Origin of the sequence: Heyndrickxia ginsengihumi (assembly GCF_011008565.1) — a bacterium.
Lineage (GTDB): Bacteria > Bacillota > Bacilli > Bacillales > Bacillaceae_C > Weizmannia > Weizmannia ginsengihumi.
On the sequence record NZ_JAAIWK010000042.1, the window covers coordinates 1 to 24,276 of the forward strand.

Genomic DNA, 24,276 nt, shown 5'->3' on the forward strand with positions numbered 1-24,276 from the left:
AGGCAGTTTGTTGTCTGAACTAGAACAACAAACTGCCTTTTTTCTGCCTTTGCTAAATCAATTTATATAAAAACGTAAGATTTTCAGTGGCCTCGCTGCTCGTCTGTGGGGTCTCAGCGATCTCGCTAATCCCGCAGGCATCTCGCATCCTTCCGCTCCAAGCTAATGCTTAATGATTTTATTTAAGTGTGGAAGAGTAACAATTTTATGAAAAGAACCCATACTCTCAAGGAATAATAAAAAGGAGCAAAGCTGAATTTACTACAGCTTGCTCCATTTTTATTTAGATATTGCTAAATAATGACTCTAGTTATTAATTTCCTGCAACTACTTGATCCCATATTCCGCCATCACCGTAAAGTTTAGTTCCAACTTTATTCCAACCACCCAAATAACTCGTTGTAAATAACCCCGCCGGCTGAGTATATTTGTCGGCGTACTTTTTAGCAATCTGTGAATCAACTGGACGGAACCCGCTTTCTGCAAATATTTTTTGAGCTTGAGGAGACCAAAGGAACTTCAAGAAAGCCTCGGCGACTTTTCGTGTGCCATGTTTATCAACATATTTGTCTACTACTGCGGCAGGGTTTTCAATACTAGTTGTATATTTAGGAATGACTTCCTCATAATTTTTTCCAGATTTAATTCGATCAATTAGTTCATTTTCATATGTTATGATTACATCGCCATTTCCTTTATCAAAGGTAGACATAGATTCTTCTCCGCTTTTATCTAATGACTTCACGTTTTTATATACTTTGCTAAGAAGTTTCTTAGCTTGCTCTGGATCTTTTTTACCTGTCTTTTCTTCCGAGCTCTTTAATCCAGCACCGTAAATGGCATTTACATCCCAACGTGCTCCTCCTGAAGTTTTTGGATCTGGAAGTAAAACTTGCACACCTTTTTTCGTTAAATCTGCCCAATCATGAATTTTTTTTGGATTTCCATTACGGACACCGAAAGCTACTATTGATTTTGTAATAATGCCCCCATGCGGAGCAGACTTCCAATTGTGTGTAATTAATCCTGCTTTAACAATTTTATCAATATCCCCCTCTAAAGATAAGGCCGCAATATCAGCCTCAAAGCCGTTTGTTATATTTAAAGCTTGCGACCCTGAACCTTGATAAGATTCTTTGAATACAACTGTTTGCCCTGTTTTTTTCTTCCACTCTTTCTGAAACAAAGGGAAAATGGCTTCAAACTCATCTTTGATAGTGGAGTAACCCCCAATAGTAAGTGTAACGGTTTTCTTATTTTTTTGATTGTCTGATCCTTGATTGGTGCTTGACTTACTTGAAGATGAACATCCAGAAAGCACTAATGCTAAAAGTAATGTAATCGTTGTGATAATTGAAAAAGATTGTTTTCATTTATATACAGGTATTGGATCGATTAACTTATTTTCCAATACTCGTGTTTCATCAGGTGTAATCAAAGAAAGCTTATGAATTAATACATCAACCTCTTCCCCAGGTTGGAAAACTTTTTGATTAATAGACTGATAAGTAAATAATTTAACATTATTTAAGATTTCCACTTCTAGAAACCATGATTCTCCACGAAAATGCATATGCTTAACAACACCTCTTTCCCCGACTCTTGCATAATTAGCGGATTTTTGAGGTCGCACCTCAATCCATTCCGGACGTATAAGTATGTGAGCATCACTTTTCGAAGCGACACTATCTGTTAATTCCGGAAAACCATTAAGTGAAAGAGGAGTTTCGAGTTTGTTTGATTCACCGATAAATGATGCAACAAATGCTGTAGCTGGTTGATTGTATATTTCCCACGGTGTACCTTGTTGTTCTACCTTACCGTTATGAATAATAATGATCTCATCAGCGACCTCTATCGCTTCATCTTGATCATGTGTTACAAATATAGTCGTTGTACCAAATTCACTTATTAAGTTACGGAGCCAATGCCGTAATTCCTTACGAATCTTTGCATCTATTGCTGCAAATGGCTCATCCAATAAGAGAAGTTGCGGTTCAGGAGCAAGTGCTCGTGCAAAAGCTACCCGTTGGCGTTGGCCTCCTGAAAGTTGGTGAGGATATTTGTTTTCCTTTCCTTCAAGCCCCATAAGTTCTATAAGATAGCGTACACGTTCTTTTATCACTGATGATTTTACTTTTTTGACCTTTAAACCAAATGCAATATTCTCAAACACAGACATATGTTTGAACAAAGCATAATTTTGAAACACAAAACCAATCCCCCGTTTTTGAACAGGTAATGAATTAGCTAACGTACCATTAAACAGAATTTCACCGGAATCTGGTTGTTCAAGACCTGCTAGCATTTTAAGGATAGAGGTTTTCCCACCTCCACTCGGTCCTAACAGTCCAACCAAATGTCCTTTCTGAATTTGAAAATTTGTCTTGTTAATAGCATGAAATGAGCCAAAATGTTTTTCTAGTTCTCTGACTTCAATATGCATGAAATTTACCTTCCTTCCTATGTTTCATCCATTCTAAAAGCAACAGGACAATAATTGATAATAGGCCCAACAGTAATGCGATGCTATCAGCTGCAACTGTATCGTTGTCTACTGAATCTTGATACACTAATGTTGTGGCTGTCTGAGTTTGATTGATAATATTACCGGATACAACCAAAACGGCACCAAATTCTCCTGCTGCCCTCGCAATAGTCAAAACCAATCCATAACTTACTGCCCAGCGGATAGATGGCCAAGTTACTTGAAAGAATGTATGGATCGGACCTGCTCCTAAAGTTGCAGAGGCTTCCTCAGAAGATGTACCTAGCTCAGTTAACACTGGAACAATTTCCCGAATCATAAGCGGTAAAGTGACAAAGATTGTTGCCAAAATCATACCCGGAAGAGCAAAAACAATTTTTACTCCCATATGTTCAAAAAACATTCCCAGAACAGTTGTCGGTCCAAAAAGCAAAATGATCATCAAACCACCAATGACAGGGGAAACAGAAAACGGCAAGTCTATGACTATATTAATGAAAGAGCGAAGCCATTTTGGCATCCATGTACTTCGAACAATTTCCAAAGATAATAAAATTCCAATGACTGTATTCAAGAAAACAACAATAATCACAATAATTAACGTAACGGTTAGGGCATGGATGGACTCACCTCTCTTTATAGCATCGAAAAAGTCACCCATTCCATTTTGAAACGCCCCGATGACAATACTAGAAAAAGGCAAGATAAGAGTTAGGAAAAATGCTAGATATGTAATGAATATAAAGATCCGCCTCATTTTTTAAGTATCCCTTCTTTTCAAAAAAATGTTTACTAGTAAAAGCACGATTAGAGAAAAAGTAATCAACACAATGGAAACGGCCGCGGCGCCTTGTATATTGCTGTTTTCAATTTCGCCGTATATAAATACTGAAGCAACCTGTGTTTTTCCAGGAAGGTTACCGGAAATTAGTGAAAGGGCTCCAAATTCTGATAGTGCCCGAGAAAAGGCAAGCATACTGCCAGCAATTATCCCAGGAAAAACGGATGGAAGTAGCACTTTTAAAAAGGTCCTTGCCTTACCTGCACCAAGTGTATAACTGGCTTGTTCTTCAGAAGGATCAAACTGCTCGATCAATGGCTGAACTGTACGAATAACAAATGGAAATGTGATAAAAGTCATCCCGATAACAATTGCAGCTTGATTATAGAGAAGATGAACACCTATTGATTCAAGCCATTTTCCAATAGGGCTTTGATTCCCTAAAAGTGTTAAAAACATTAATCCTGATACTGAGGTCGGTAGTGAAAAAGGGAGATCCACCATACTGCTTAGAAACTTATTTCCTAAAAAACGGTAGCGAACTAACACAAAGGCAATAAAGGTTCCTACTACGGCCTGAATCAAGGTAGTGAACAAGCTAAGCTTAAAAGTCAATATAATCGCTTTCCAGGCAATTATTCCGGAAATTTCTTTCCAAAAAGGAGACCAGCCTAGTGAAAAACCTTTTAAATAGACAGCTGATATCGGTAAAATAACAAGAACGAGAAGATAGGCAATCAGAACTGACCGTATTGCCACACGATAACTTTGTAGTTTCATAACGACACTCCATTTCATACCAATCATATCCGAATAATACTAATTAGATCGTAATAATTGCAGCAATACCCAAATGATTATTGCTGCAATTAAAAATTTTCACTCTCTTTTAGAGACAAGCGGCCCATTTTATATAACTGACTATTCTCTCCTTTCATTACACCTCAAACTATGGACTATAGTTAATACAGTGAAATTAAACATATTACTGTGTTTATTTAAACTAGCATACTATTACTAGATGCCCCAAACTTAAGTTTTTTGGATTGGCAGGTAAATTCACCTATAATTATTGATAATTATATTATATAAACTAATCCGATCAGTCAAGGGGGTTTTAAGAATAGTTTGAATTTATCACGAATTGACAATTTTCTATTTCTCATTAAGGAAATAGTTGAAATTCCCCCTTCTATTTAAGGAGCAGAATCCATTAGTATGAAGCTAAATTAGACTCTAATTAAAAAGTTCCTCACAATTCACTTCCGTGTTATTAACTAGTCTCATAAATTACACTCGAATAATCATTGAATTTTAATTTAAAATGTAGTTGACAAATTGGAATAATAAGAGTAATTTTATTATTACCAAATTTAGAAACTATAAAACGATTACTTATACTTATCAAGAGAGGTGGAGGGACTGGCCCGATGAAACCTCAGCAACAGATTCATAGAATACTGTGCTAAGTCCTACAAGTTTTAGCTTGGAAGATAAGTTGAGGATACATAATGAACATACCATCCTCTCCTTATCTTTTAAGAATATTCTTAAGAAATAAAGGAGAGGATTTTTATCATGGATAAATTGTGTGAAGCAACTGAAAAAAAAACGAAACAAGTTAATTAGTAAAATAATTGAAGTGGAACAGTTTAAAAAAGATAAAAAACATCTGTTTGAATTAACGTCAACGGAGTTGGAATATGAATATTTTAGAGTTCAATCTAAAGGGCATCCGCACAGCAGCTTTGGTTCAATCAGATTAAACAACTTTTAGTTTTTCAAGTTCACTTGGTAAGCGAAATTGTTACTAAATTCAATTTTAAAGAAGAACTGTTCCAAGCCATGGTAGCAAGGTCTATAAGATAGCTACATTTATCAAGACCTTTAAGAACTTACTGGAACAATTTAATTCGGGTATTATCAAGATATGAAATTGTCTCAAAGAGAAGGCTACCAGATAGAGTCTCTGCCTCCCATAGAAATGAAGGATAGTACTATATCTAGTTATATTCAAAAAATATAATTTAAAAACGCTTATTTCTACAAAGGGGATTAGGGTAAACAATACTGAATAACTTTATACAAATGTAGACTTCAATATACGAGACATATAAGTACCCTTCACGTGGTTTATTCTTTTCTACTTCAAGAATACGCTATGCATGAATCTCGATCCATAAACATATTGTAATTTTACAAACTGATTGAATCGAATTTATCTGTAAATGCTTCTCAAGGATAAGTAATGAAGTTTTACGATGATCCAACCGCCTCATCTTTAACATAATTACTTGCTATTACATAATTCCTTTTTCATTGATGATTTCTTGTTTAATTATTTTCCCCCTCTGCTAAAAGCATTTGATATAGTGTAGAAGACAGTATGTCAATAATATAGATATCCATCATATGTTGAATAGCCGCCCGTTCTAAATCCCATAAATAAAAAAACTCATCTATACAGATCCTTCTGATCCAGAAAGGGTAGCAAACTGCTTAGCAGTCTCCCCTGGAAAAGTTCTAATTGCTGTCGATGCCCATAGAACGATGGAAAGTCTCGTCGATCATGGTATCGAAGTCATACCAATTGAAGTGACAGAAATTCGAAAACTTGGCGGAGGTATCCATTGTTCAACACTACCACTTATGCGTGAAGACATTTAACATAAAGAAACAGCTCTTGTTCATTCAAGAGCTGTTTCTTTATGATCCATGAATCGGAATAAATAATGCACAGATCTGTTCTAATATTTCTTCAGGTGTATGCCCGCGTGCTTCTCTCTGAAACAAATAAGCATCACTTCTTAAAGCTTGAAGCAACATATCTGTTCTAAACACATTGTCTGTCCCGGGTTCTATTTCATTAAACAATTCTACAAATAGTTGATGTAATTCATCATATAGCGGACTATGTGTACCCGGTTTTGATCGGTTAGTTACCGTAGAGTCTTCAACCCCTTTTAGCAACTGTGCTTTGCTTTCTCTAAAGCGGATATATAAACTGAGAACCCCCTTTAGCCGCTCACTTGCTGAAGCAGTCCGATTATCTTCCAAATATGCTTCAGCATTCTCGAAGAAAATAACAACATTTTCTTTTAATAAATCGAGGCATAGCTCCCCTTTATTTCGATAACGGCGATAAAGAGTTCCTGAACCGATTTCGGCCTCTTTTGCAATTTGATTCATGCTGACCTGTTCAACACCATTTTTTTTAAATAGTCTTAGGGCAGCATCTAATATCCGTTGGCGATTTTCAGCAGCATCGCGTCGTTCTGTCCGTCTGTTAAATAATTTATCATCATTCACTATGCCATCACTCCAAAAAATTCATTGACTTTATGTTGACAAGTGGAGATATCTCCATTTATTATAAGTGGGAGAGCTCTCCACTTTATTCTAACCTAATAAAAAGGAGATTACAACAAATGCAAAATCAAGAACATAAAACTGCATTACTCATTATGGATTTACAAAATGGTATTGTCCAACATTTAGGAGACAATTTAGAGGAAGCATTAGTTCCATATGAGAAAGCAATCAAAGCGGCCCGCGAACACTCTATTCCCGTGATTTTTGTTAGAGTTGGATTTAGTAAAGGCTATCCAGAGATTAGCCCAAATAACAAAGCTTTTTCCGCAATATCTAACTATGGTGCGATGACTGTCAATGATGAAGCAACACAAATCCATAAGCTTGTTCAACCAGAAGGCAACGAACCAGTTGTAACGAAATATCGAGTTAGCGCATTTGCCGGCAGTAATCTAGAAATGATCTTGCGCGCGCAACAAATCGATACTCTTGTTCTTAGTGGAATTTCTACGGGCGGGGTTGTTCTTTCTACTTTGCGTGAAGCGGCGGACAAAGACTTCAAGATTAATGTGCTGGCTGACGCTTGTTTTGACCGAGACCAAGAGGTTCACAAAGTTTTAATGGAGAAGATTTTCCCTCGCCAAGCCGATGTTCTAACTGTCGATACTTGGATTGATACATTGAATTAAACAAAAGGGCTGTTTCCGTTATGATGGAGCGGCCCTATCCGTTTGTCCTTCATTGTTTTAATGATCGAAACAGGCTTTCGAAATTGCACTGTATGATCTTAAACTTTACAGGACGAAAGAAGGAAGGAAGAAATATGTCCAAATCGGATACGCATAATGTTTTTAATCAAAAATTAATTACACCGATGGTTTTAGGATCAATCCTTAACCCTATCAACTCTTCGATTATTTCAGTTGCCTTAATTCCAATAGGCCAGGCATTTGGTGCCCCGCCTTCACAAACAGCCTGGCTCGTTTCGGCTCTATATTTAGCTACAGCAATTGGACAGCCGGTCGTCGGAAAATTGATTGATATTTTCGGTCCAAAGCTTCTCTTTCTAATTGCAACATCATTAGTTGGCATATCTAGTTTCATTGCAATTTTTGCCCCTAATCTTTGGTGGTTAGTAGCTGCAAGAGTGTTGCTCGGTCTTGGTACTTGCGCAGGATACCCTGCCTCAATGTATCTTATCCGCAGTGAAGCAGAACGAACAGGCCATGATAGTCCAACGAGTGTACTGACAATTTTAGCAATTGCCAGCCAAACGATTGCGGTTATCGGCCCAACATTAGGCGGCCTTCTTATTGAAATTGGCGGTTGGCAAAGTACATTTTTAGTAAATATTCCACTATCACTCGCTTGTGTTATTTTAGGGTACTTTCGTTTTCCAAAAACTTCACTATCTAATGATGGAGAGAAAAAAAGATTTTCGATTGATTTTACTGGAATAATTTTGTTTGGCATTACATTAATATCTGCTTTACTTTTTTTAATGAATCCAAGCTTTCATAAACTCTATTTAGTAATCATTGCGATCATTGCCGGAATTATTTTTGCAATCACTGAATTGAACATTAAAGTTCCTTTTATCGATATTCGCATATTAGGCGGAAATACTCCGTTATTATTGACTTATGCTCGTAGTTTACTTTCGGCTACAGTTTCCTATTGTTTCCTCTATGGATTTTCTCAGTGGCTAGAGAAAGGAAGGGGCTTATCACCTTCGCACGCTGGCCTGCTATTATTGCCAATGTTTTTAACGTCTATCATCGTTTCGCGAATGACAGGGAAAAGTCCGGCAATACATTTGAAATTGGTTGTCGGTAGTATCATTCAATTCATCACGATGATATTATTACTGTTCACAGATCATACGAGCAGCCTTGTTTTTCTAGTGATCATTGCTATATTATTAGGATTCCCTCAAGGGTTATTAAGTTTAGCCAATCAAAACGCCGTTTACTTCCAAGCTCTTCCAAGTCAAATGGGGGCGTCAGCTGGTTTATTAAGAACATTTATGTACATGGGCGCTATGCTTGCTTCTTCGGCAAACGGACTCTTTTTAAAATCTGACGCAATTACAGTTGGTATTCACGAAGTTGCGATATTTAGTTCTGTCATCGGAATCATCCTCATCATGATTACCCTGTTTGATCGTTCGTTAAGCAAAGTTGGTGTTCGCGAGAAATCCAACTAAATAAGACGGGCATGATCTCGCTACAGTTTCAGTGATTAATAGAATAAGAGACAACATAGAAAAAAGGTGTTCAGAATGTTTGGTTCTGGACACCTTTTTTCTATAAACCTTTCTCTTTAATGGAGAGATCTACTTTATATATATTTATTCTGGAATGTAAGGCAGTTCTCCAACTTTTGGAATATTAATGACATGTGTGTCTGTGTAGGCAAGAATACCTTCTTTGCCATATTCACGGCCAATACCTGACTGTTTTACGCCACCAAATGGAAAACGTACATCTAGTCCTTGAACCGCCGCAGTATTAATCATCGTCGTTCCAGCTTGGATCTGTTTGGCCACTTCGATTGCGTGTTCTTCTTCCCCCCAAACAGAGCTAGTTAATCCATAAATGCTGTCATTTACAAGTTCAATGGCATGTTGATCACCATCAAAAGGTAAAATTGGCAACGTCGGGCCGAACTGTTCTTCGACAACAATTGGATCGTTATAAACGGCATCTAATACTAAAGTTGGCTGTAAGAAGTAACCTGTTTCGAATAGATCCTGATCTAACACTTTTCCTAATTTAATTGCTTTTGCACCTTTGCTTACAGCATCATCAATCAAACTTTGGACAAATTCAGCTTGTTTTTTATTATTAACAGGGCCGATCGTAACATCTTTATTAAAAGGATCACCAACTCTAATCCATTTGTTTGCTGCTTCAATATATTTTTCTACAAATTGATCATAGATCGCACGGTCTACATATACTCGTTTCGCAATCATACAGATTTGACCGGCAGTTAAGAAATTGGAAATAACAAGACGGCGCATCGCTCTATCATCATTTACATCGAAGTCTTTTAAAATAACCGCCGCATCATTCCCCCCTAATTCTAATGTCATATCCTTAATTGTGTCAGCTGCAGACTTCATAATATGTGTTGCTGTTCTCGTTCCACCTGTAAACGCAATTTTTGCTACTTTTGGATTTGTTGTTAATTCAACGCCAATTTCACTTTCCCCGTTCACAATATTAAGGACACCTTTAGGAAATTCATCAGCAATCATTTCCGCAACTTTCGTAACCGCTAATGGTGCTAATGGGCTTGGTTTTAAAACCATTGTGTTACCTGCTAATAATGCTGGTGCAATTTTAATGGTTGACAGTGATAATGGATAGTTCCACGGTGTAATTGCTGAAATAACGCCCTTTGGATCTTTCGCAATAATCGTTTTTCCTGTGCTATGTTCAATTACTTCATTTCGTAACACTTCTTCTGCATGATCACATGCAAATTCCATCCACATTAAAGAAACACCGATTTCCCCTTCTGCATCATACAATGGTTTCCCATGTTCTGTTGACAGCAGTTTTGCAATTTCTGGCGCTGCATCTTTAATCTTTTGAACAGCATTTCTCATCCGTTCAACCCGTTCTTTCATTGGCGTTTTAGCCCAGCCCGGAAAGGCATTAGCTGCAGAATCGATTGCTTTAGCAGCTTCCTCACGTGTATTAATCGGATAATAGCCAACAATCTCATTTGGACGAGCTGGGTTCTCCCGCGGAGCCAATTTTTCAGTTGTAATTTTTTCCCCGTCAATGATTGCATTGACAACAATTTGTTCCTGTTGCATACAAAAATCCCCTTTACTCTTTAAGTATATAAAAATCTCGATATTGAGATATTAGGTTTTAAACATTCATCACAAAACCTATTACTCTATATCATATTTGTACGATTAATAAAATAATTATTAACAAATTCATAGTAACAAGGTTATGTCTTATAAGCAAATGATTAGCTCATCACTAAAAAGAAGCAGAATGACGTCTGCTTCTTTTTATCTATTCATTGCTTAATGTTAATGTTGTCCTTTGATAGCATAAATTTATAAACGCTATTAATTCTATTGAACAATAAGAAATTCATCTCTTTTAGAACTTCGAAAATACAAAATTCGTCAATTTCAAAACTCCAATAGTGAAAGAAATGATATCATATATAAAGAACAAAATTATTAGGAGGCAATTATGAAAAAACACGTAAAAGTGGTGGCTGCAATCATAGAAAATGATCAACAAGAAATTCTATGTGCTCTAAGATCCCCGCGTATGTCAGTTCCAAACCATTGGGAGTTCCCCGGGGGGAAGGTAGAGGTAAATGAGAGCATTTACTCGGCACTTGAAAGAGAAATTGCTGAAGAGCTAAGCTGTAAGATTGAAACATTTAAAGAAGTATTTAATATTAACACACATGAATATGAAACATTTATAATCAACTTAATCTCCATTAAGTGTAGAGTTGTCGAAGGAAATCCAATACCTAGTGAACACTCCAAACTAATTTGGCTAAAAAGGGAAAATTTAGCTTCATTAAATTGGGCTCCTGCAGACATACCTGCCGTTGAACAATTGATAAATGAACAATAGTCTTCTCAAAATGAGAAGACTATACTTTTTTAGTTAACTCTGTAAATAAGTTTGAAGGTATTGGTTTTTTCAATTTGATTTTAACTGTGATTGGTTTCTCTCCTTCATAATGGACAGTATCTCCTGTTCCAATATAAATAAAAGGCTCATTTTTTCCGTCTATTTTTCTGTATTTCCTTACAAATAAATGAAGTTTTATTCCTCGACGATTATTATAAATAATGTTTTTCCCTCTATCGGTTTTCTGGGATGTGCTATTTGGAGTTTGCCACTGAAAGTAGTGCTCATCTATAAATTTATCCTGGTAATTTATACTTTCTTTGATATCGTCTTCCTTATGTAGATCTATGAACAAGAAATAGTCATTCCCATTTGTCAGAAGCCCTGATCCTCTAAATGAACTATGGGTTTTCCGATAATTGGATAACAAAGCAGCATCAACCATTTGATATTGTTCATAGAGTTTAAAATGTGGAACACCATAGTATTCTTTTTTAAATTCCTTTTCATAACGGAAAATGCCATAGTGAACGACGTCCTCAATATATTTTCTGTATTCCTCATTATCTAGCAACTCATTTAGCAAAAAAGTTTTAATCAGTTTTCCATTGCTTAACTCTACTAACTTAGGCTTATTCTTTATTTGGACATTATCATAATAGTCTTGATTTAAGCATTCAAATGCATGTAAAATACTATCCTCTTCAACATGATTAACTACCTTTAAAATTTGTTGTTTTGCAATTTCTAGATTAATTTCATCGTTATTTAATAAATATTGAATGATAACAAATTCATAAACCCGTTTAAGTGGCAATTTACTAGATAATTCTTTTAACGTTCCTTTAAATGCTTCGTTTTGTAATAATTCATTTATATAATCATTTTTCTCTACTTTAGACACGAATTGTAAGTATGTTTTTTCACGATCAATAAATTTAACTGGGTCAGGTGCACCGTCAAATTTCACATAATCCATTAATAAATATGGAATTCTTCCCTGATTTAGCTTTTTAAATTCAAAATACTCTTCCTTTAAATACTTCATTGAATTAAAGTTTTCCTTATCAATCTGTGCCAAAATTCTTTCCTGAGCTATTTTATCCATTTGAATATGAGTACAACCAGGTATACTAGCAAATCCAGTTTTCATTGCTACCTTCAAGCTCTCTTTATCGTAGTAACGACTTCCGTTTAATGCCAATGCAATAAGAAATGCCTTATTATGATTCCCAATAAAATCAAGAACTGTTAAGAAATTCTTTTCAGCGTGCTTTCGCAATCCCCTTCCTAATTGCTGAATAAACACAATCGGGGAATTGGTTGGTCGCAACATAAGCACAGTATTGATAGAAGGAATGTCGATACCTTCATTAAAAATATCAACCGAAAAAATAAATTCCAACTGATCATGATCATCTTCTAATCGATTTATATATTGTTCACGTATCTCTGGTGAATTTGCACTATGCAAGCAAACACTTTCATATCCTCTTTTATTAAATTCACTAGCCATGTATTGAGCGTGCTCAATACTGGCACAGAATCCAAGACCTTTTCTTTTTTCTCCGTCATGGCCATAGAAGTTCATTTTTTCAATAATAAAATCAACTCGTTCATTTACCTTTAACCTCTTCGTGATTTCAGCAATATCATCAATATCTACGTCACTTAAATCAATGCCCTCAATATCCGTTATTCCAAAGTAATGAAAAGGTATAACCAACTCGTCTTCTAAGGCCTCATGTAAACGAACCTCTAATGCAACATTATTATCAAACAGATCAAATACATTATAACCATCACTTCTCTCTGGAGTAGCTGTCATCCCCAAAGTAAAATGTGGCTCAAAATAATTTAAAACAGCTTGATAGGTCGGACTAGCTGCATGGTGGGCTTCATCAATGATTAAATAGTCAAATTCTCCTTTATCAAACTCATGAAAACATTTAGAAATAGTTTGAATGGTGGTAAACACATAATCTACATTTTTTTGTTTATAATTTCCTGTTAACAAGCCTATAGTAATGTCTTCATTAGGAAGAAGTAATTCAAAAGTTTCTTTTGCCTTTTTCAGTATTTCTTCCCTATGTACAATAAAAAGAAGTCTCTTAGGTTTTACTTGCTTTACATCAAAAGCCGACATATATGTTTTACCTGTACCAGTCGCAGCAATAACAAGTGCCTTTTTCTCTCCAAAACTTCTAAGTCGTTCTAAATTCTCGGTAGCTTGCCTTTGCATTCTGTTTGGGATAATATACTTCTGTTTATTCTCATAAATTAACAGATGTGTTGTTTGTGTATTCTTAAGGCTTTTTAGAAAATCTTCATATCTCACAATAAAATCATGATCGGCTTCATCACTCCTACTCCATAGATAATCGAATTCTTTTAATACATCTTGAATAAACCGACCATTCTCTTTTGTAATAATCCCGACATTCCACTCAATATTACTTTTCAGTGCACTTTGAGTAATATTTGATGAGCCGATAATTATCTTGTAGTTATCTTTGTTCTCAAATATATAAGCTTTCGTGTGAAAACCAAGCTCTTTATCAGTAACAAAAACCTTTAATTCTACATTATTGAATTCTCGTATTTTTTTTAAAGCCTTTGCATCAGTGAAGTTTAGATAAGTGGAAGTAATAATCTTACCTTTAATTCCCTTTCTCTCTGCTTCCTTCAAAGGATCAAGAAGTAGCTGTAATCCGCTAAAATTAATAAAAGCAACACTGAAATAAAAACGTTCACACTCGCTCATCGCTTTTACTAACTCTCTTAATAAATTTCCACTATCAGAATTTACGATTAGATTTCCTTGAACCAATTCCATTTTATTTCTCATTCCTCAATCCATTTATATATATTTCATAAAAAATAATACTATATATATGAAAAAATAAAAGAATTTCTATATAGAAAAGGCATAAGGATTTTCATATTGGCAAAAAAACTACAAAAGATATCTTATCCAATGTAGTTCCGCCTAATTTAGTATTTATTTAACACATAAATAGACCTTTGAATGATGATTGGTTTCCTTTAGAGCTAGCATTTTATAGAAAAGGATCGCACTGCCTTTAAATGGAATGCGTTTTGTGTTGTAGCTAATAGTGGAGACATTATTGTTTTTCTCTCATAAAAGTGTAGTAAAAAGCAGTCGTATCACCTTTAAATTGCTCAGCAACAGCGGTTATTAATTTACATCCTGATTCTCCAAGCTCATTTAATCGTTTATCATTTTGAATGTTTGTATTAAAAAACCCTTTGCTTTCAATTTTTATAGTTTTATATTCATATTTATTCATAGAATTACATCTGATTAAATATTATGATTAGTATAATTACACACAATAAATGATATATTTCAATTTTATGAATGACAATCCAATGGGATATATCAGAAATAACTGCATCATATTTATAAAGTTAATTTTATCAGTAATGTCTGTCTGCTTTATTCCTAACTTTTTAATATTTGTCTATTATTGGGGTTTTCTGGGTTGTAAAATTTTGGGGATAAAAATTTAATTTTTGCTATATGGATTTTTACGTCGTTCATTTATCTCTAATATTTGATTTCCCCTCTTTGATAAATTGCAGAGACCAATAGTCTGGCTCTTTTCATCAGACTTGAGAACATATCCGCTTCTTACAGAAGTATCATTGTAATCAAAAAAGCAGAAGCCTTCCCTCAAGAAGAGGTGAAGGTTCTGCTTTAGGGGAATGTCAGTGCATCCCGTTCCATTCTCCCTGGTTTTTGGATGCCTTCTCTTTTTTAGCCTTTTCCTTATGCGCCCGGTTTGCGGCTGCGCTTCCGCTTCCATTCCCCAATTCTGCAGAGAATTCAGAATCTGATTTACTGGAATCAAATCCTTGCTTGTTCTTTTGAGCAGCATCATGTTTCTTTGTCCGTTTTGCCATCATATCCCTCCTTTCCATGTTTAGTATGATAAATGAAAGTGGAAATATGCGCGGATGTCATATCAGTATCATTTTCAAATATATTGCAAGTGCTATACATTTTTTGGCGCTAGATGAATAACCCAAGAAAGAGAGGGTATAAACATTAATAGATTGAATGAAAAGCAGCTTAGTCGTTTTAAAGATACGGTGAACAATATTTCCTTTTTACATTGAAAAATTCAAAAAAATGTCGTTTTTTAGAAATTTTTTAATGTAAAGCGTCTTGTTTTATTTGCCTTTCACAAATAGTTGGCGTTAACATTAAGCTGTAAGTGAAATACTTCACTTATTCGTCCTATCTATCATTTAGTAAGAGAGCTTTTAAACAAATGGAGGTAATCTTATGAAAAAAGTAGCTTTAGTTACCGGTGCAGGACAAGGAATTGGATTAAAAATTGCAGAAAGACTCGTTAAAGATGGATTTTATGTTAGTTTAGTAGATTACAATATAGAGACTGCGCAAAAAGCAGCTGAACATCTTTCAAGTGATGGAAGTAAGGCAATTGCGATTCAAGCAGATGTCTCAAAGCGGGATGATGTTTTTGCAGCAGTAAACGAAACCGTCGATCAATTTGGCGACTTACATGTCATTGTCAATAATGCTGGTGTTGGTCCTACGACTCCAATTGATACGATAACAGAAGATCAATTTAGAAAAGTATACGGTGTTAACGTCGGCGGCGTTTTATGGGGCATTCAAGCTGCCCATGAGGCATGGAAAAAATTAGGACACGGCGGAAAAGTTATCAATGCTACTTCCCAAGCTGGGGTCGTAGGAAATCCTAACCTAGCCCTTTACAGTGGAACAAAATTTGCTGTTCGAGGAATCACTCAAGTGGCCGCCCGTGATTTAGCAGAAGAAGGAATTACTGTAAACGCCTATGCTCCAGGTATTGTGAAAACCCCAATGATGATGGACATCGCCCACAATGTTGGGAAAAATGCCGGAAAAGATGATGAATGGGGTATGCAACAATTTGCGAAAGACATCACTCTTAAACGTTTGTCTGAACCAGAAGATGTCGCGAATGTTGTCTCATTTCTGGCAGGAGAAGACTCAAACTATATTACTGGACAAACCATTATCGTTGATGGCGGCATGCAATTCCATTAATTTGTTCGATTGACTATGTTCAAACAACAGCCTCTTCAATAATAGAAAAGATGAAAAACAAGCGGAACTGCAACGGAGATCTTATCCAATGCAGTTCCGCTCCTTTTAGTATTTGTTTAGCTCTTGAATAGGCGTTTGAATGATAACTGGTTTCTTTTTAGGGTCCAGCCATTTTAAAATTTTTACAACATTTGTTTCAGATGTTGCTGTACAGCCAAGAGTATAACTAGTTCCAATATGGAAGAAGATTGCACTGCCTTTATATGGAATACGTTTTGTATTGTAGTTAATTACAAAACCGTAAGTATATGCAGGAATATTCATGTTTTCAGCACTTTTCCATTTTCCCTTAGTTTTTTGACGGGATTGCCATGTGTTGTAAAGCGACGATGTTGGATCATCTACCCATACATCATCACTTGTAATTCTTCGGTATGGTAATTTCGTTCCCGGATTGGCTTTTCGTCCAAAAGCTGTTCCAATTGTATACTTCCCAATTGGAGATTTTTTGCCGCCTTCACTCATGTTTGCAGTGAATCCATATTTTCCAATATGCCCTGTTGCAGTTAAGACAGGAACCCATTGTCCTTTAGAATTCTTCTCATATGTATGAATGTCAGCAGAAGACGTATTATATCCATTGGAAGTGACAAGAATTAATTGCTTATTGCTTCCTACAGTTTTTAAACCTGCTGCTAAGTTTTTAGGAGCTGCTGGTTTTTTCGACGTTAAATATTTTCCCGAAACCCAGCCTGTTTTGCTCCCTACCGCTACTTTATCCCAAGAACCTTTCGTTTGCGTTACTTTTACCGATTGGTTTTTCTTGACGACTGTGACAACTTTATACGTTGTACTAGGACCAGTCCTCACATTCAACGTACTTGCTGTGACATACATTGTTTTAGAAAGTGCAGGCTTCTTCGTAGTTAAATATGTATTTGATACCCAGCCTGTCTTACTGCCAACTGTTATCTTATCCCAAGAACCTTTCGTTTGCGTCACCTTTACAGATTGATTCTTCTTAATTGTTGTGATGACTTTATATTTCGTTCCTGGACCAGTTCGCACATTCAATGCACTTGCTGTGACATACTTTGTTTTAGCTGATGCAGCATCAACCGGTTTAGCCATATGAAGCCCTATAAATAAGGCCGAAATTGCAACAAGGATTGCAAATATCTTTTTCACCAACTACTTCCCCTCCTTTAATCAAAATCGCTTCCCTTTTTACGTATATATTATATGCCGATTCCCTCTGTTTTTCTATCTATTTCCAAAAGAGAAGGCTTTGGGTAAAGGGAAAACAATGGAAAAGTGATTGATATTGACTCTATCCTGAATTGAATTTAACTCCAATCACTATGTTTATTATATTTTTGTATTTTCCGGCGCAAGACACTTATTCCTCTCTCCTTAAAATGGAAGCAATGGATTGTTTTTTTATGATACTTTTTAGCAGCGCTCCTCCAATCAACATTGGGCAAAAGATAATGAAATAAGCTAAGAAGAAATATTTTGCATAAAAGAAATATGAATAACGAGGATGTAAAATAAATATGGCGACACTAAAAATAAACCAACTGAAAATCATTGAAATCACGATATAACTGAGCATTTCACAAAAGAAGAATGTTGAAATATTCTTTTTACTCATTCCAAGTGATAAGTATATTCCCCAATTCCTTTTTTGTAATTGATATTTACTGAATAGAATAATTGTCATACTTATAGTCGTTAGCAAAATAGAAACGAAGAACAGCAAAGCACCGAACACCTTAAATAAATTAAACAAATTAGCATTGTCCCTAATGACCGAGGTGATGTCTTCCATTAAACTTCCCGGTACGGTTGATGTAATATTTTTCACTTGTTTATCGAGATTCGTTGATTTTTCTTGAGATAAGTCCTTTTTAGTAAAAATATAAAGCTCACTATATCCTTTGAATAAACCTGACTCTATTGCAGTTTCTTTATCCATTGCAATTGTTAAATAGTCTTCATTCTTCATTTTTGTCGTTTGATTAATTTTATAAGTATACGGTTCGTTCATGACATCTAAAACTTCAAGATCTTTTTCTTTAACCTTTCGTCCTGACGAGCTGTTATACATCTTAATTAAAGATATATTTTTACCAATTAAAGATTTTTCTTCTTCACTATTAGAATGGATTGGATTAAAAATAATGACTTTTTCTTTAGTCTCTCTATATTTTTTTCGAGTAATTAAATCATTCATATCATGTTTGTCAAAAATCACATACCTTACATTCGGAATAATAACTTTTCCTTCGTATTTTTTATAATGCGAATCTGTATGATAGATCCATTGAGTAAGGGACGGTGTAATAGCTTGCAAATCTATTAAAGTTTCGACATCTTCCATAAAAGGAATTTTTTCAATATAAAGAACCCCCGGATGTTTTTCAAGCTGCTCAACATCGTTAATTGAATATATTAACCCTTGGCGATGCAATACTTTTAAATTTTGAACTATCTCAAAACCAAAGAGTTGCTGTGAGTTTAAGTAATATTTTGATTTAATATTATCCCATCCATAAAGGTTTTCCTTTTGAAAATAATTTGCAAAAATGAAAGTCAATACTGAAAAACTAACAATCAAAATAATTAGTATAAATTGCCTCGGATACATGAGTACTTGCTTTGCCAATTGCTTTTGATAAAAAGAATTGAAATATTTGGATATACTATCATAATATTTATTTGACTTAGAGGTTGAAAAACTTGTAAGCAATTCATTCACTGTTAAGTGATTTACCTTTTTGACCGTTGTTAATGAAATAGTTAATAAAATAGCAAAGAACATTACGTAAATGATTAAAGCCATTGCTACTAGTTTTATAAAAAATAAGAAATCAAGGAAACCACTTCTATAGGAAAAATGAATAATTAGCTTTTGAAATAGAAAGACAAAGGGAATAGAACATATAGAACTAAGTAAAAAAATAATGAGCGTTTGGTATATATATAATTTGTACAATGTCCGATTATTAAAACCAACTGCTTTCATTATCCCGATTTTCTTATGTTGATTACGGATGAAATACAAAAATAAAGTACTAATCGAAAATAGAGACAGTAACAAAATGAATATTTGGAAAAAAACAGAAAGAAAAGTAATTGTACTTGCGAGATTAAGACCATTATTAAATAATTGACTATTCGGGTTGCCCTGCTGATTATATAAATCAAGAAGAGTGGACATTCTTTCAGATGCTTTTTGACTATTTCCTGAAAACCTGACTAAAAAATTGTGAGTGTTATTATTTTCAACAAATGCCTTTTTTGAAACAAAAATATTTGGGAAATCATTAACACCCTTTTCAAAATCTACAGGAACGGACCATTGCGCAGAATAATTTTCTACGATGCCAACAAGTGTAAGAGAAATTTTTTTATTTCCGACAGTTAATCTTCGTTTCTCCCCAATTTTCCAATGCTTAAGTTTCCCTTTTAAATAGGCAGATTCTATTGCAACTTCATTAAAGCTACGAGGAAATCTTCCGTCATTTAATTTTAGATTTCCTATAGCAATAGCGTCTTTATCCATCCAACCTACAGTTGCAACGACATTGTCATTTATATTCATTTTCCCTAGTATTTCATATTCACCAACAGCTATCTTCTTATTTTCCTTTAACATTTTTTGCTTTGTTGCCGAAACATCCGTTAAAAAACCAGTATGACTGCCATACATTTCTTCAGCTTTATCTATAACTGCTTTCTTTACAAATTGAGAGGCAGTAAAAATAGAAGTAATAGAAGCAATTGCAATAGCAATGGAAAAAGTCATAATTAATAACCACTTTTTTCTCGAAAAAAGCATTCTAGCCCCTAACCTAAACATGTTCTTCTGCCACTCCCAATACACCGTTCTTCATTTTAAATAAAGTATGAGGATGATCAAATAAATTCTTTTCATGTGTTACAACAACGAATGAAATAGATTTTTCGGTACAAAGCTCAGTAAAAAGCTTAATGATCTTTTTTGTCGTAATTGTATCTAAGTTTCCTGTTGGCTCATCCGCAAAGATAATCTCTGGAGAGGTAATAAGTGCTCTTGCAATAGCCACTCTTTGCTGTTCTCCTCCAGATAAGTATTCAGGATGTTTATGTAATTGGGAGTGAATCCCTAAGTATGCTGCTAGTTCATGTGTATGATGTATGTTGTCTTTTTTATTTTTCACAAATTTAAGTGGAAGTTCGATATTTTCCTGAACAGTTAATTCAGGAATGAGCTGATAGGATTGGAACACAAAACCGTAATACTTTCCTCTAATTTCAGCTTGTTTTTCTTCACTCAAATCAAAAAAAGAGTTTCCTTTATAGTAAATTTTACCCATTGACGGTTCTTCCATTCCCCCAAGAACACTTAACAAAGTAGATTTCCCTGCTCCGCTTTGTCCCTCGATAACATAAATTTTTCCTTTTTCAATCGTTAGTGAAGTAGGTTTTAATTCCATGTAATGGCTGTTCACTGTGTATCTTTTACTTATTCCATCGGCTTTGATTAGTACCGACATGTTCATCCCTCTTTTCTACTATAAAATCATTATATAAAAAAAATATTGAATTTTTTCATAATAATTGTATAGTAATAATATCACAAATATTTGGAAAAGGATGGAAAAATGAGGGGATTTTTAAAAAAAGATACTTTTTATCTTCTGGTCTAGTATTATTGTTAACGTTGCCAACAATTGCAAGTGCAGCAAGCTATAGTTATTCATTCAACACATCTAGTGTTACCGGTAACACAAAACATACATTATCAGCTGGTACAGTTAAAACAACTGCAAAAGGAAACACATATAGTGCAGATGGTGGTGAAAGTTCATCAAAGTCAAAATACCAAGTAGGAGTACAAAGATTTTTAACGAACTATGCTGATCCTATTTCTGCAAATGGTTCCAGCTACACAAAAACAATTGGAAGTGTAAACTCAGGTTCTTATGCAGTTGTTGTAAACAAATATTCTTCTACGGGTTACAAGGTTACAGGGAAGGGAACTATCAATCAATAGAATGAGGTCTTTATATGAATCAGTTATTATTCAGTTTAATCTTTTGGGTCTTGCCTATTCTCTTAATTTATTTGATGATTCGTTTACTTGTAATTAAAAGGCAGAAATTGAATGCAAAAAAAGAGTGTTTAAGAGTGTTTTCAATTGCATATATTGCTTATCTCGTTTATATTGTTTGGCTAAAACCGACAGCACAATTAGGATATATTGACTTAAATTTCGTTCCCTTTAAAACAATAGGAAACTATACAATTAGTTTAATAAATCACTCTCTACCCTATTCTCTTGTGATTAGTAATCTATTTGGGAATATTTTATTACTCCTGCCATTAGGATTATTGTTTCCGCTTTACTTTAAGCGAATATCCTTCAAATCAACAGTCATAACAGGCATTATAATTCCTTTATTAATAGAAGTGGGACAACTTGGACTATATCTTTTTAGGATGGGGACTAGAACAGTAGATATTGATGATGTAATTTTAAACTTTATAGGTTTTATGCTTGGATTTTACATCATGAAAATAGGTCTGATGAAAACGACTTTAAAAAATAGCGTTTATATGTAATACATCTTTTAATGAATAGAGTGATCTAATTCTTAGGTTACTCTAATTTCAATACCAGTGATAGAGGTTGAAATGTGCAGGTAGAGTACCCGACCTTCTTACCTTGTAATTCATAATAACAATTCAGGAGTATATTGCCATTGGTAGCACTAAAAGAGAAGGGACATTGATTCTTGATTCAATCAAGTTGGTCATCCATACTGCTTTTCATTGAGATAAACAGTTCATCTAGTGCCTTTTGTTTGAACAACTTAGACCCAGTATTCCTAAATAAGGTTATATTGTCATTCGAGGTTATAACCAACTTAACCACTTTCCTAATAACTGTTAAAACTCTCGTCTATCATTTCATCCATGCAATTATGCACAAATAAGTTCAGATACACAGTAATAACGGCCTTCAACTTATCATTGGCATTTATTATACAGATTAAATCGGTAATTTGATTCTCCGTGAAACTCTCTTCTTCATACTCTTAACTTGCTTTAGAACAGCTTGATCATTATTTTTCTTACCACCTTTCTTTCAATAATTCTTAGAAGATATTGATAACTTGAAACGAAGTACAGTAGAATTAATCAAGAAAGAATGTTGATCTACATTATAAATTGAGGAGCTAAAATAATGAAAGAGAATAATAAAGACATAGATTTTTTACATGAAATAGCTAAAAAAATTTCAGAAAGATCAAAACATGGTTTTCCAATTTCACCTGAAGAAGTTTTTGATTTATTCGGAGAAACTTTAGAAAGTATGAACGATAAACGAATTATTGAAACTCCAATTTTTGTACCTTTTATCATTGAAAAAACAGAAGAAGAATTTTATACTGCACGATGCAACTCATTTCGTTTATGTAAAGGAATGGGGGTTACTGAGGAAGAAGCAATTGAAAACTTAAAAGAGCAAATTGATAGTTACCATAAATCAAGTATAGAGACAGAAAAAAGAATGCGGATGGAAGAAATAATTAAAAACTTATTTCGAAAAGATTATTTTTAATACTACTCTCTAGTAAGCTCTACGTTGCACTTAAACTTTCAAAAAAATCACCTTAAATATAAAAATCAAGGTGACTTTTTTTACAAAAGCCATTTGTTGTAAACATCCCAAGAAGTAAGGATGTAACAGTATTATATAAGGGGTCTTATTACAAAATTAAGGATCCAACACTGCTGCTCGCTTAATTCAGGATCTGGCGGTTAAGACCTTCCTTTTTTAAACAATGTAATGTATATAATACCTTTTTCCACTATAGCCATTGACTGATAATTTTTGAAAATTTATCATTAAATAGGAAAGGGGTCCTATTCATGAAATTAATTCATTTCATATTAGTTACTGTACTTATGTTTGTTATGACGGGGTGTCATTCTTCACAATCACAAAATTCTCATTCTAAAAAAAGTGAAAGCGTTAGCTCTAAGCAAGAAAGTCATTCAGATGATAAAGGTCAAACACAACAAACGAGTAACCAATCCGAACAAGAAAAGGCAAATACAACTTCTTCACAGGATACTGCGGACAAAGACAAGAATTTGAAACAAAGTACAAATAATGAAAACAGTACAATGCAAACATCTAACAATAATTCAGCAGATGCAGGAGAAGCAAATACAACAAGTAGTATAAAAAGTAGCGAGAATAGCAGTAATTCAGCGAGTAGTCAAAAGAGTAGCAGTCAACAAAATTCAAAAACGAACACAAACGCTTCCGAACCAAACTCAAGTTCAACTACTGACGTAACGAACAGTAAGACTCAAAAAACTAACATTACTTCCGGAAATGCTGCTGCCACTTACTTAAAAAGTCAATTGAAAATGGAAAAGGATAATGATGTTCTTTTTGATGATATGGGCGGACAGTTAGATAAAGATGATAAAGGATCCTATTATACGATTACTTTATATTCAAAATCTATGAAAAAAAATGGCGGTTCGGGTACATTAGATATTTATAAAGTTTATCAAGATGGTACATACAAAGAGAAAAATTCATAATAAGAATGAATTCATATCTAATGGAGAAGAGAAAATAAATGGAACGATGTATTAAGATGATAGTCATCACTTTTTGTACGCGCAAGGAATAAAGCGATTATTTTACCATAATCCAATGTAGTAGCAACCAAAAAGAAGAGACTGGGACAAAAGTATATTAACTAAAGAAAATCCGATTATTGCGATCTAATGCCGCTCCGGAAATATACTTCGCTTTCCGCGGGCGGCTAGTGAGCCTCTTCTTTTTCTTTCCCTTTCAGATGCTCCGATGATATAAATTGAATCGGCTACACTAAGTTGGACAGATACTATAAGGGCTAGTACACTTAACATACTAACCTAAGGGAGCGTGCTATTATGCCACGTCAACGTCGAA

At 34.5% G+C, this 24,276-nt stretch carries 22 protein-coding genes and 1 riboswitch; of the genes, 10 read left to right on the plus strand and 12 right to left on the minus strand.

What is annotated here, in order from left to right; all coding sequences use genetic code 11:
- Window positions 1–313: 313 nt before the first annotated feature.
- Genes G4D61_RS17125 through cysT form a run of 4 tightly spaced genes read right to left on the minus strand, consistent with a single transcriptional unit; the run spans window position 314 to window position 4,049 of the window.
- On the minus strand, window positions 314–1,321 hold the full coding sequence (locus G4D61_RS17125) for a sulfate ABC transporter substrate-binding protein (RefSeq protein WP_367613796.1): 1,008 nt from the start codon (window positions 1,319–1,321) through the stop codon (window positions 314–316).
- 48 nt (window positions 1,322–1,369) lie between these two features.
- Window positions 1,370–2,446, minus strand: a complete 1,077-nt coding sequence (locus tag G4D61_RS17130) for an ABC transporter ATP-binding protein (protein WP_163174525.1) — start codon at window positions 2,444–2,446, stop codon at window positions 1,370–1,372.
- Window positions 2,436–3,245: a sulfate ABC transporter permease subunit gene (locus G4D61_RS17135; RefSeq protein WP_163174526.1), complete on the minus strand. Its 810-nt coding sequence runs from the start codon at window positions 3,243–3,245 to the stop codon at window positions 2,436–2,438. Before G4D61_RS17135 ends, G4D61_RS17130 begins: the two co-directional genes overlap by 11 nt.
- Window positions 3,246–3,248: 3 nt before the next feature.
- Entirely contained in the window at window positions 3,249–4,049 is an 801-nt protein-coding gene (gene cysT, locus G4D61_RS17140) for a sulfate ABC transporter permease subunit CysT (RefSeq protein WP_163174528.1), read from the minus strand.
- 618 nt (window positions 4,050–4,667) lie between these two features.
- Window positions 4,668–4,769, plus strand: a riboswitch (SAM riboswitch).
- Between the two features lie 91 nt (window positions 4,770–4,860).
- On the opposite strand from cysT, the gene G4D61_RS17145 reads away from it, so the two are divergent.
- Both G4D61_RS17145 and G4D61_RS17150 read left to right on the plus strand, forming a co-directional pair.
- Window positions 4,861–5,046, plus strand: coding sequence for a Fur-regulated basic protein FbpA (locus tag G4D61_RS17145; RefSeq protein ID WP_367613797.1), 186 nt, complete (start codon window positions 4,861–4,863; stop codon window positions 5,044–5,046).
- A gap of 680 nt (window positions 5,047–5,726) precedes the next feature.
- Window positions 5,727–5,936, plus strand: a complete 210-nt coding sequence (locus G4D61_RS17150) for an arginine deiminase family protein (protein WP_367613798.1) — start codon at window positions 5,727–5,729, stop codon at window positions 5,934–5,936.
- A gap of 39 nt (window positions 5,937–5,975) precedes the next feature.
- Here G4D61_RS17150 and G4D61_RS17155 read toward each other — a convergent pair whose 3' ends face one another.
- Window positions 5,976–6,578, minus strand: a complete 603-nt coding sequence (locus tag G4D61_RS17155; RefSeq protein WP_025729462.1) for a TetR/AcrR family transcriptional regulator — start codon at window positions 6,576–6,578, stop codon at window positions 5,976–5,978.
- A 119-nt stretch (window positions 6,579–6,697) separates the two neighbouring features.
- Here G4D61_RS17155 and G4D61_RS17160 point away from each other — a divergent pair, with 119 nt between their 5' ends.
- Window positions 6,698–7,270, plus strand: coding sequence for a cysteine hydrolase family protein (locus G4D61_RS17160; protein WP_163174530.1), 573 nt, complete (start codon window positions 6,698–6,700; stop codon window positions 7,268–7,270).
- A 134-nt stretch (window positions 7,271–7,404) separates the two neighbouring features.
- Window positions 7,405–8,787 carry an MFS transporter gene (locus tag G4D61_RS17165; protein WP_205603310.1) on the plus strand — a complete coding sequence of 461 codons (1,383 nt, stop codon included), beginning with the start codon at window positions 7,405–7,407 and terminating at the stop codon, window positions 8,785–8,787.
- A gap of 144 nt (window positions 8,788–8,931) precedes the next feature.
- Here G4D61_RS17165 and G4D61_RS17170 read toward each other — a convergent pair whose 3' ends face one another.
- Window positions 8,932–10,410: an aldehyde dehydrogenase family protein gene (locus tag G4D61_RS17170; RefSeq protein WP_163174533.1), complete on the minus strand. Its 1,479-nt coding sequence runs from the start codon at window positions 10,408–10,410 to the stop codon at window positions 8,932–8,934.
- A gap of 397 nt (window positions 10,411–10,807) precedes the next feature.
- Between G4D61_RS17170 and G4D61_RS17175 the strand changes: the two genes are divergently transcribed.
- Window positions 10,808–11,206, plus strand: coding sequence for a (deoxy)nucleoside triphosphate pyrophosphohydrolase (locus G4D61_RS17175; RefSeq protein WP_163174535.1), 399 nt, complete (start codon window positions 10,808–10,810; stop codon window positions 11,204–11,206).
- A gap of 19 nt (window positions 11,207–11,225) precedes the next feature.
- Here G4D61_RS17175 and G4D61_RS17180 read toward each other — a convergent pair whose 3' ends face one another.
- From G4D61_RS17180 to G4D61_RS17190, 3 genes are all read right to left on the minus strand, one after another.
- A complete protein-coding gene (locus G4D61_RS17180; protein WP_205603311.1) occupies window positions 11,226–14,042 on the minus strand; it encodes a DEAD/DEAH box helicase in 2,817 nt (938 codons plus the stop codon).
- Window positions 14,043–14,331: 289 nt separating this feature from the next.
- Complete coding sequence (locus tag G4D61_RS17185; RefSeq protein ID WP_163174539.1) at window positions 14,332–14,517, minus strand: DUF4177 domain-containing protein; 186 nt, start codon at window positions 14,515–14,517, stop codon at window positions 14,332–14,334.
- 421 nt (window positions 14,518–14,938) lie between these two features.
- Window positions 14,939–15,133, minus strand: a complete 195-nt coding sequence (locus tag G4D61_RS17190) for a hypothetical protein (RefSeq protein WP_025729451.1) — start codon at window positions 15,131–15,133, stop codon at window positions 14,939–14,941.
- A 385-nt stretch (window positions 15,134–15,518) separates the two neighbouring features.
- On the opposite strand from G4D61_RS17190, the gene G4D61_RS17195 reads away from it, so the two are divergent.
- Complete coding sequence (locus G4D61_RS17195; RefSeq protein WP_035354030.1) at window positions 15,519–16,289, plus strand: (S)-acetoin forming diacetyl reductase; 771 nt, start codon at window positions 15,519–15,521, stop codon at window positions 16,287–16,289.
- Between the two features lie 105 nt (window positions 16,290–16,394).
- Here the strand turns inward: G4D61_RS17195 and G4D61_RS17200 are convergent, their stop codons facing one another.
- The 3 genes from G4D61_RS17200 to G4D61_RS17210 all read right to left on the minus strand — a co-directional run bounded on the left by G4D61_RS17200 (window position 16,395) and on the right by G4D61_RS17210 (window position 20,830).
- Window positions 16,395–17,477 carry an SH3 domain-containing protein gene (locus tag G4D61_RS17200; RefSeq protein WP_367613799.1) on the minus strand — a complete coding sequence of 361 codons (1,083 nt, stop codon included), beginning with the start codon at window positions 17,475–17,477 and terminating at the stop codon, window positions 16,395–16,397.
- 211 nt (window positions 17,478–17,688) lie between these two features.
- A complete protein-coding gene (locus G4D61_RS17205) occupies window positions 17,689–20,154 on the minus strand; it encodes an FtsX-like permease family protein (protein WP_163174543.1) in 2,466 nt (821 codons plus the stop codon).
- Window positions 20,147–20,830: an ABC transporter ATP-binding protein gene (locus tag G4D61_RS17210; protein ID WP_163174545.1), complete on the minus strand. Its 684-nt coding sequence runs from the start codon at window positions 20,828–20,830 to the stop codon at window positions 20,147–20,149. Before G4D61_RS17210 ends, G4D61_RS17205 begins: the two co-directional genes overlap by 8 nt.
- 158 nt (window positions 20,831–20,988) lie before the next feature.
- Here G4D61_RS17210 and G4D61_RS17215 point away from each other — a divergent pair, with 158 nt between their 5' ends.
- The 4 genes from G4D61_RS17215 (at window position 20,989) to G4D61_RS17230 (ending at window position 23,900) form a co-directional block, all read left to right on the plus strand.
- The gene (locus tag G4D61_RS17215) at window positions 20,989–21,330 is read left to right on the plus strand and encodes a hypothetical protein (protein ID WP_163174547.1); all 342 of its coding nucleotides are present in this window, start codon (window positions 20,989–20,991) and stop codon (window positions 21,328–21,330) included.
- 14 nt (window positions 21,331–21,344) lie between these two features.
- Window positions 21,345–21,899 (plus strand): VanZ family protein, encoded by a 555-nt coding sequence (locus G4D61_RS17220; protein WP_163174549.1) that lies wholly within the window; start codon window positions 21,345–21,347, stop codon window positions 21,897–21,899.
- Between the two features lie 625 nt (window positions 21,900–22,524).
- Window positions 22,525–22,902, plus strand: coding sequence for a type II toxin-antitoxin system HicB family antitoxin (locus G4D61_RS17225; protein WP_163174551.1), 378 nt, complete (start codon window positions 22,525–22,527; stop codon window positions 22,900–22,902).
- 311 nt (window positions 22,903–23,213) lie between these two features.
- Window positions 23,214–23,900 (plus strand): hypothetical protein, encoded by a 687-nt coding sequence (locus tag G4D61_RS17230; RefSeq protein WP_163174553.1) that lies wholly within the window; start codon window positions 23,214–23,216, stop codon window positions 23,898–23,900.
- Window positions 23,901–24,276 lie beyond the last annotated feature (376 nt).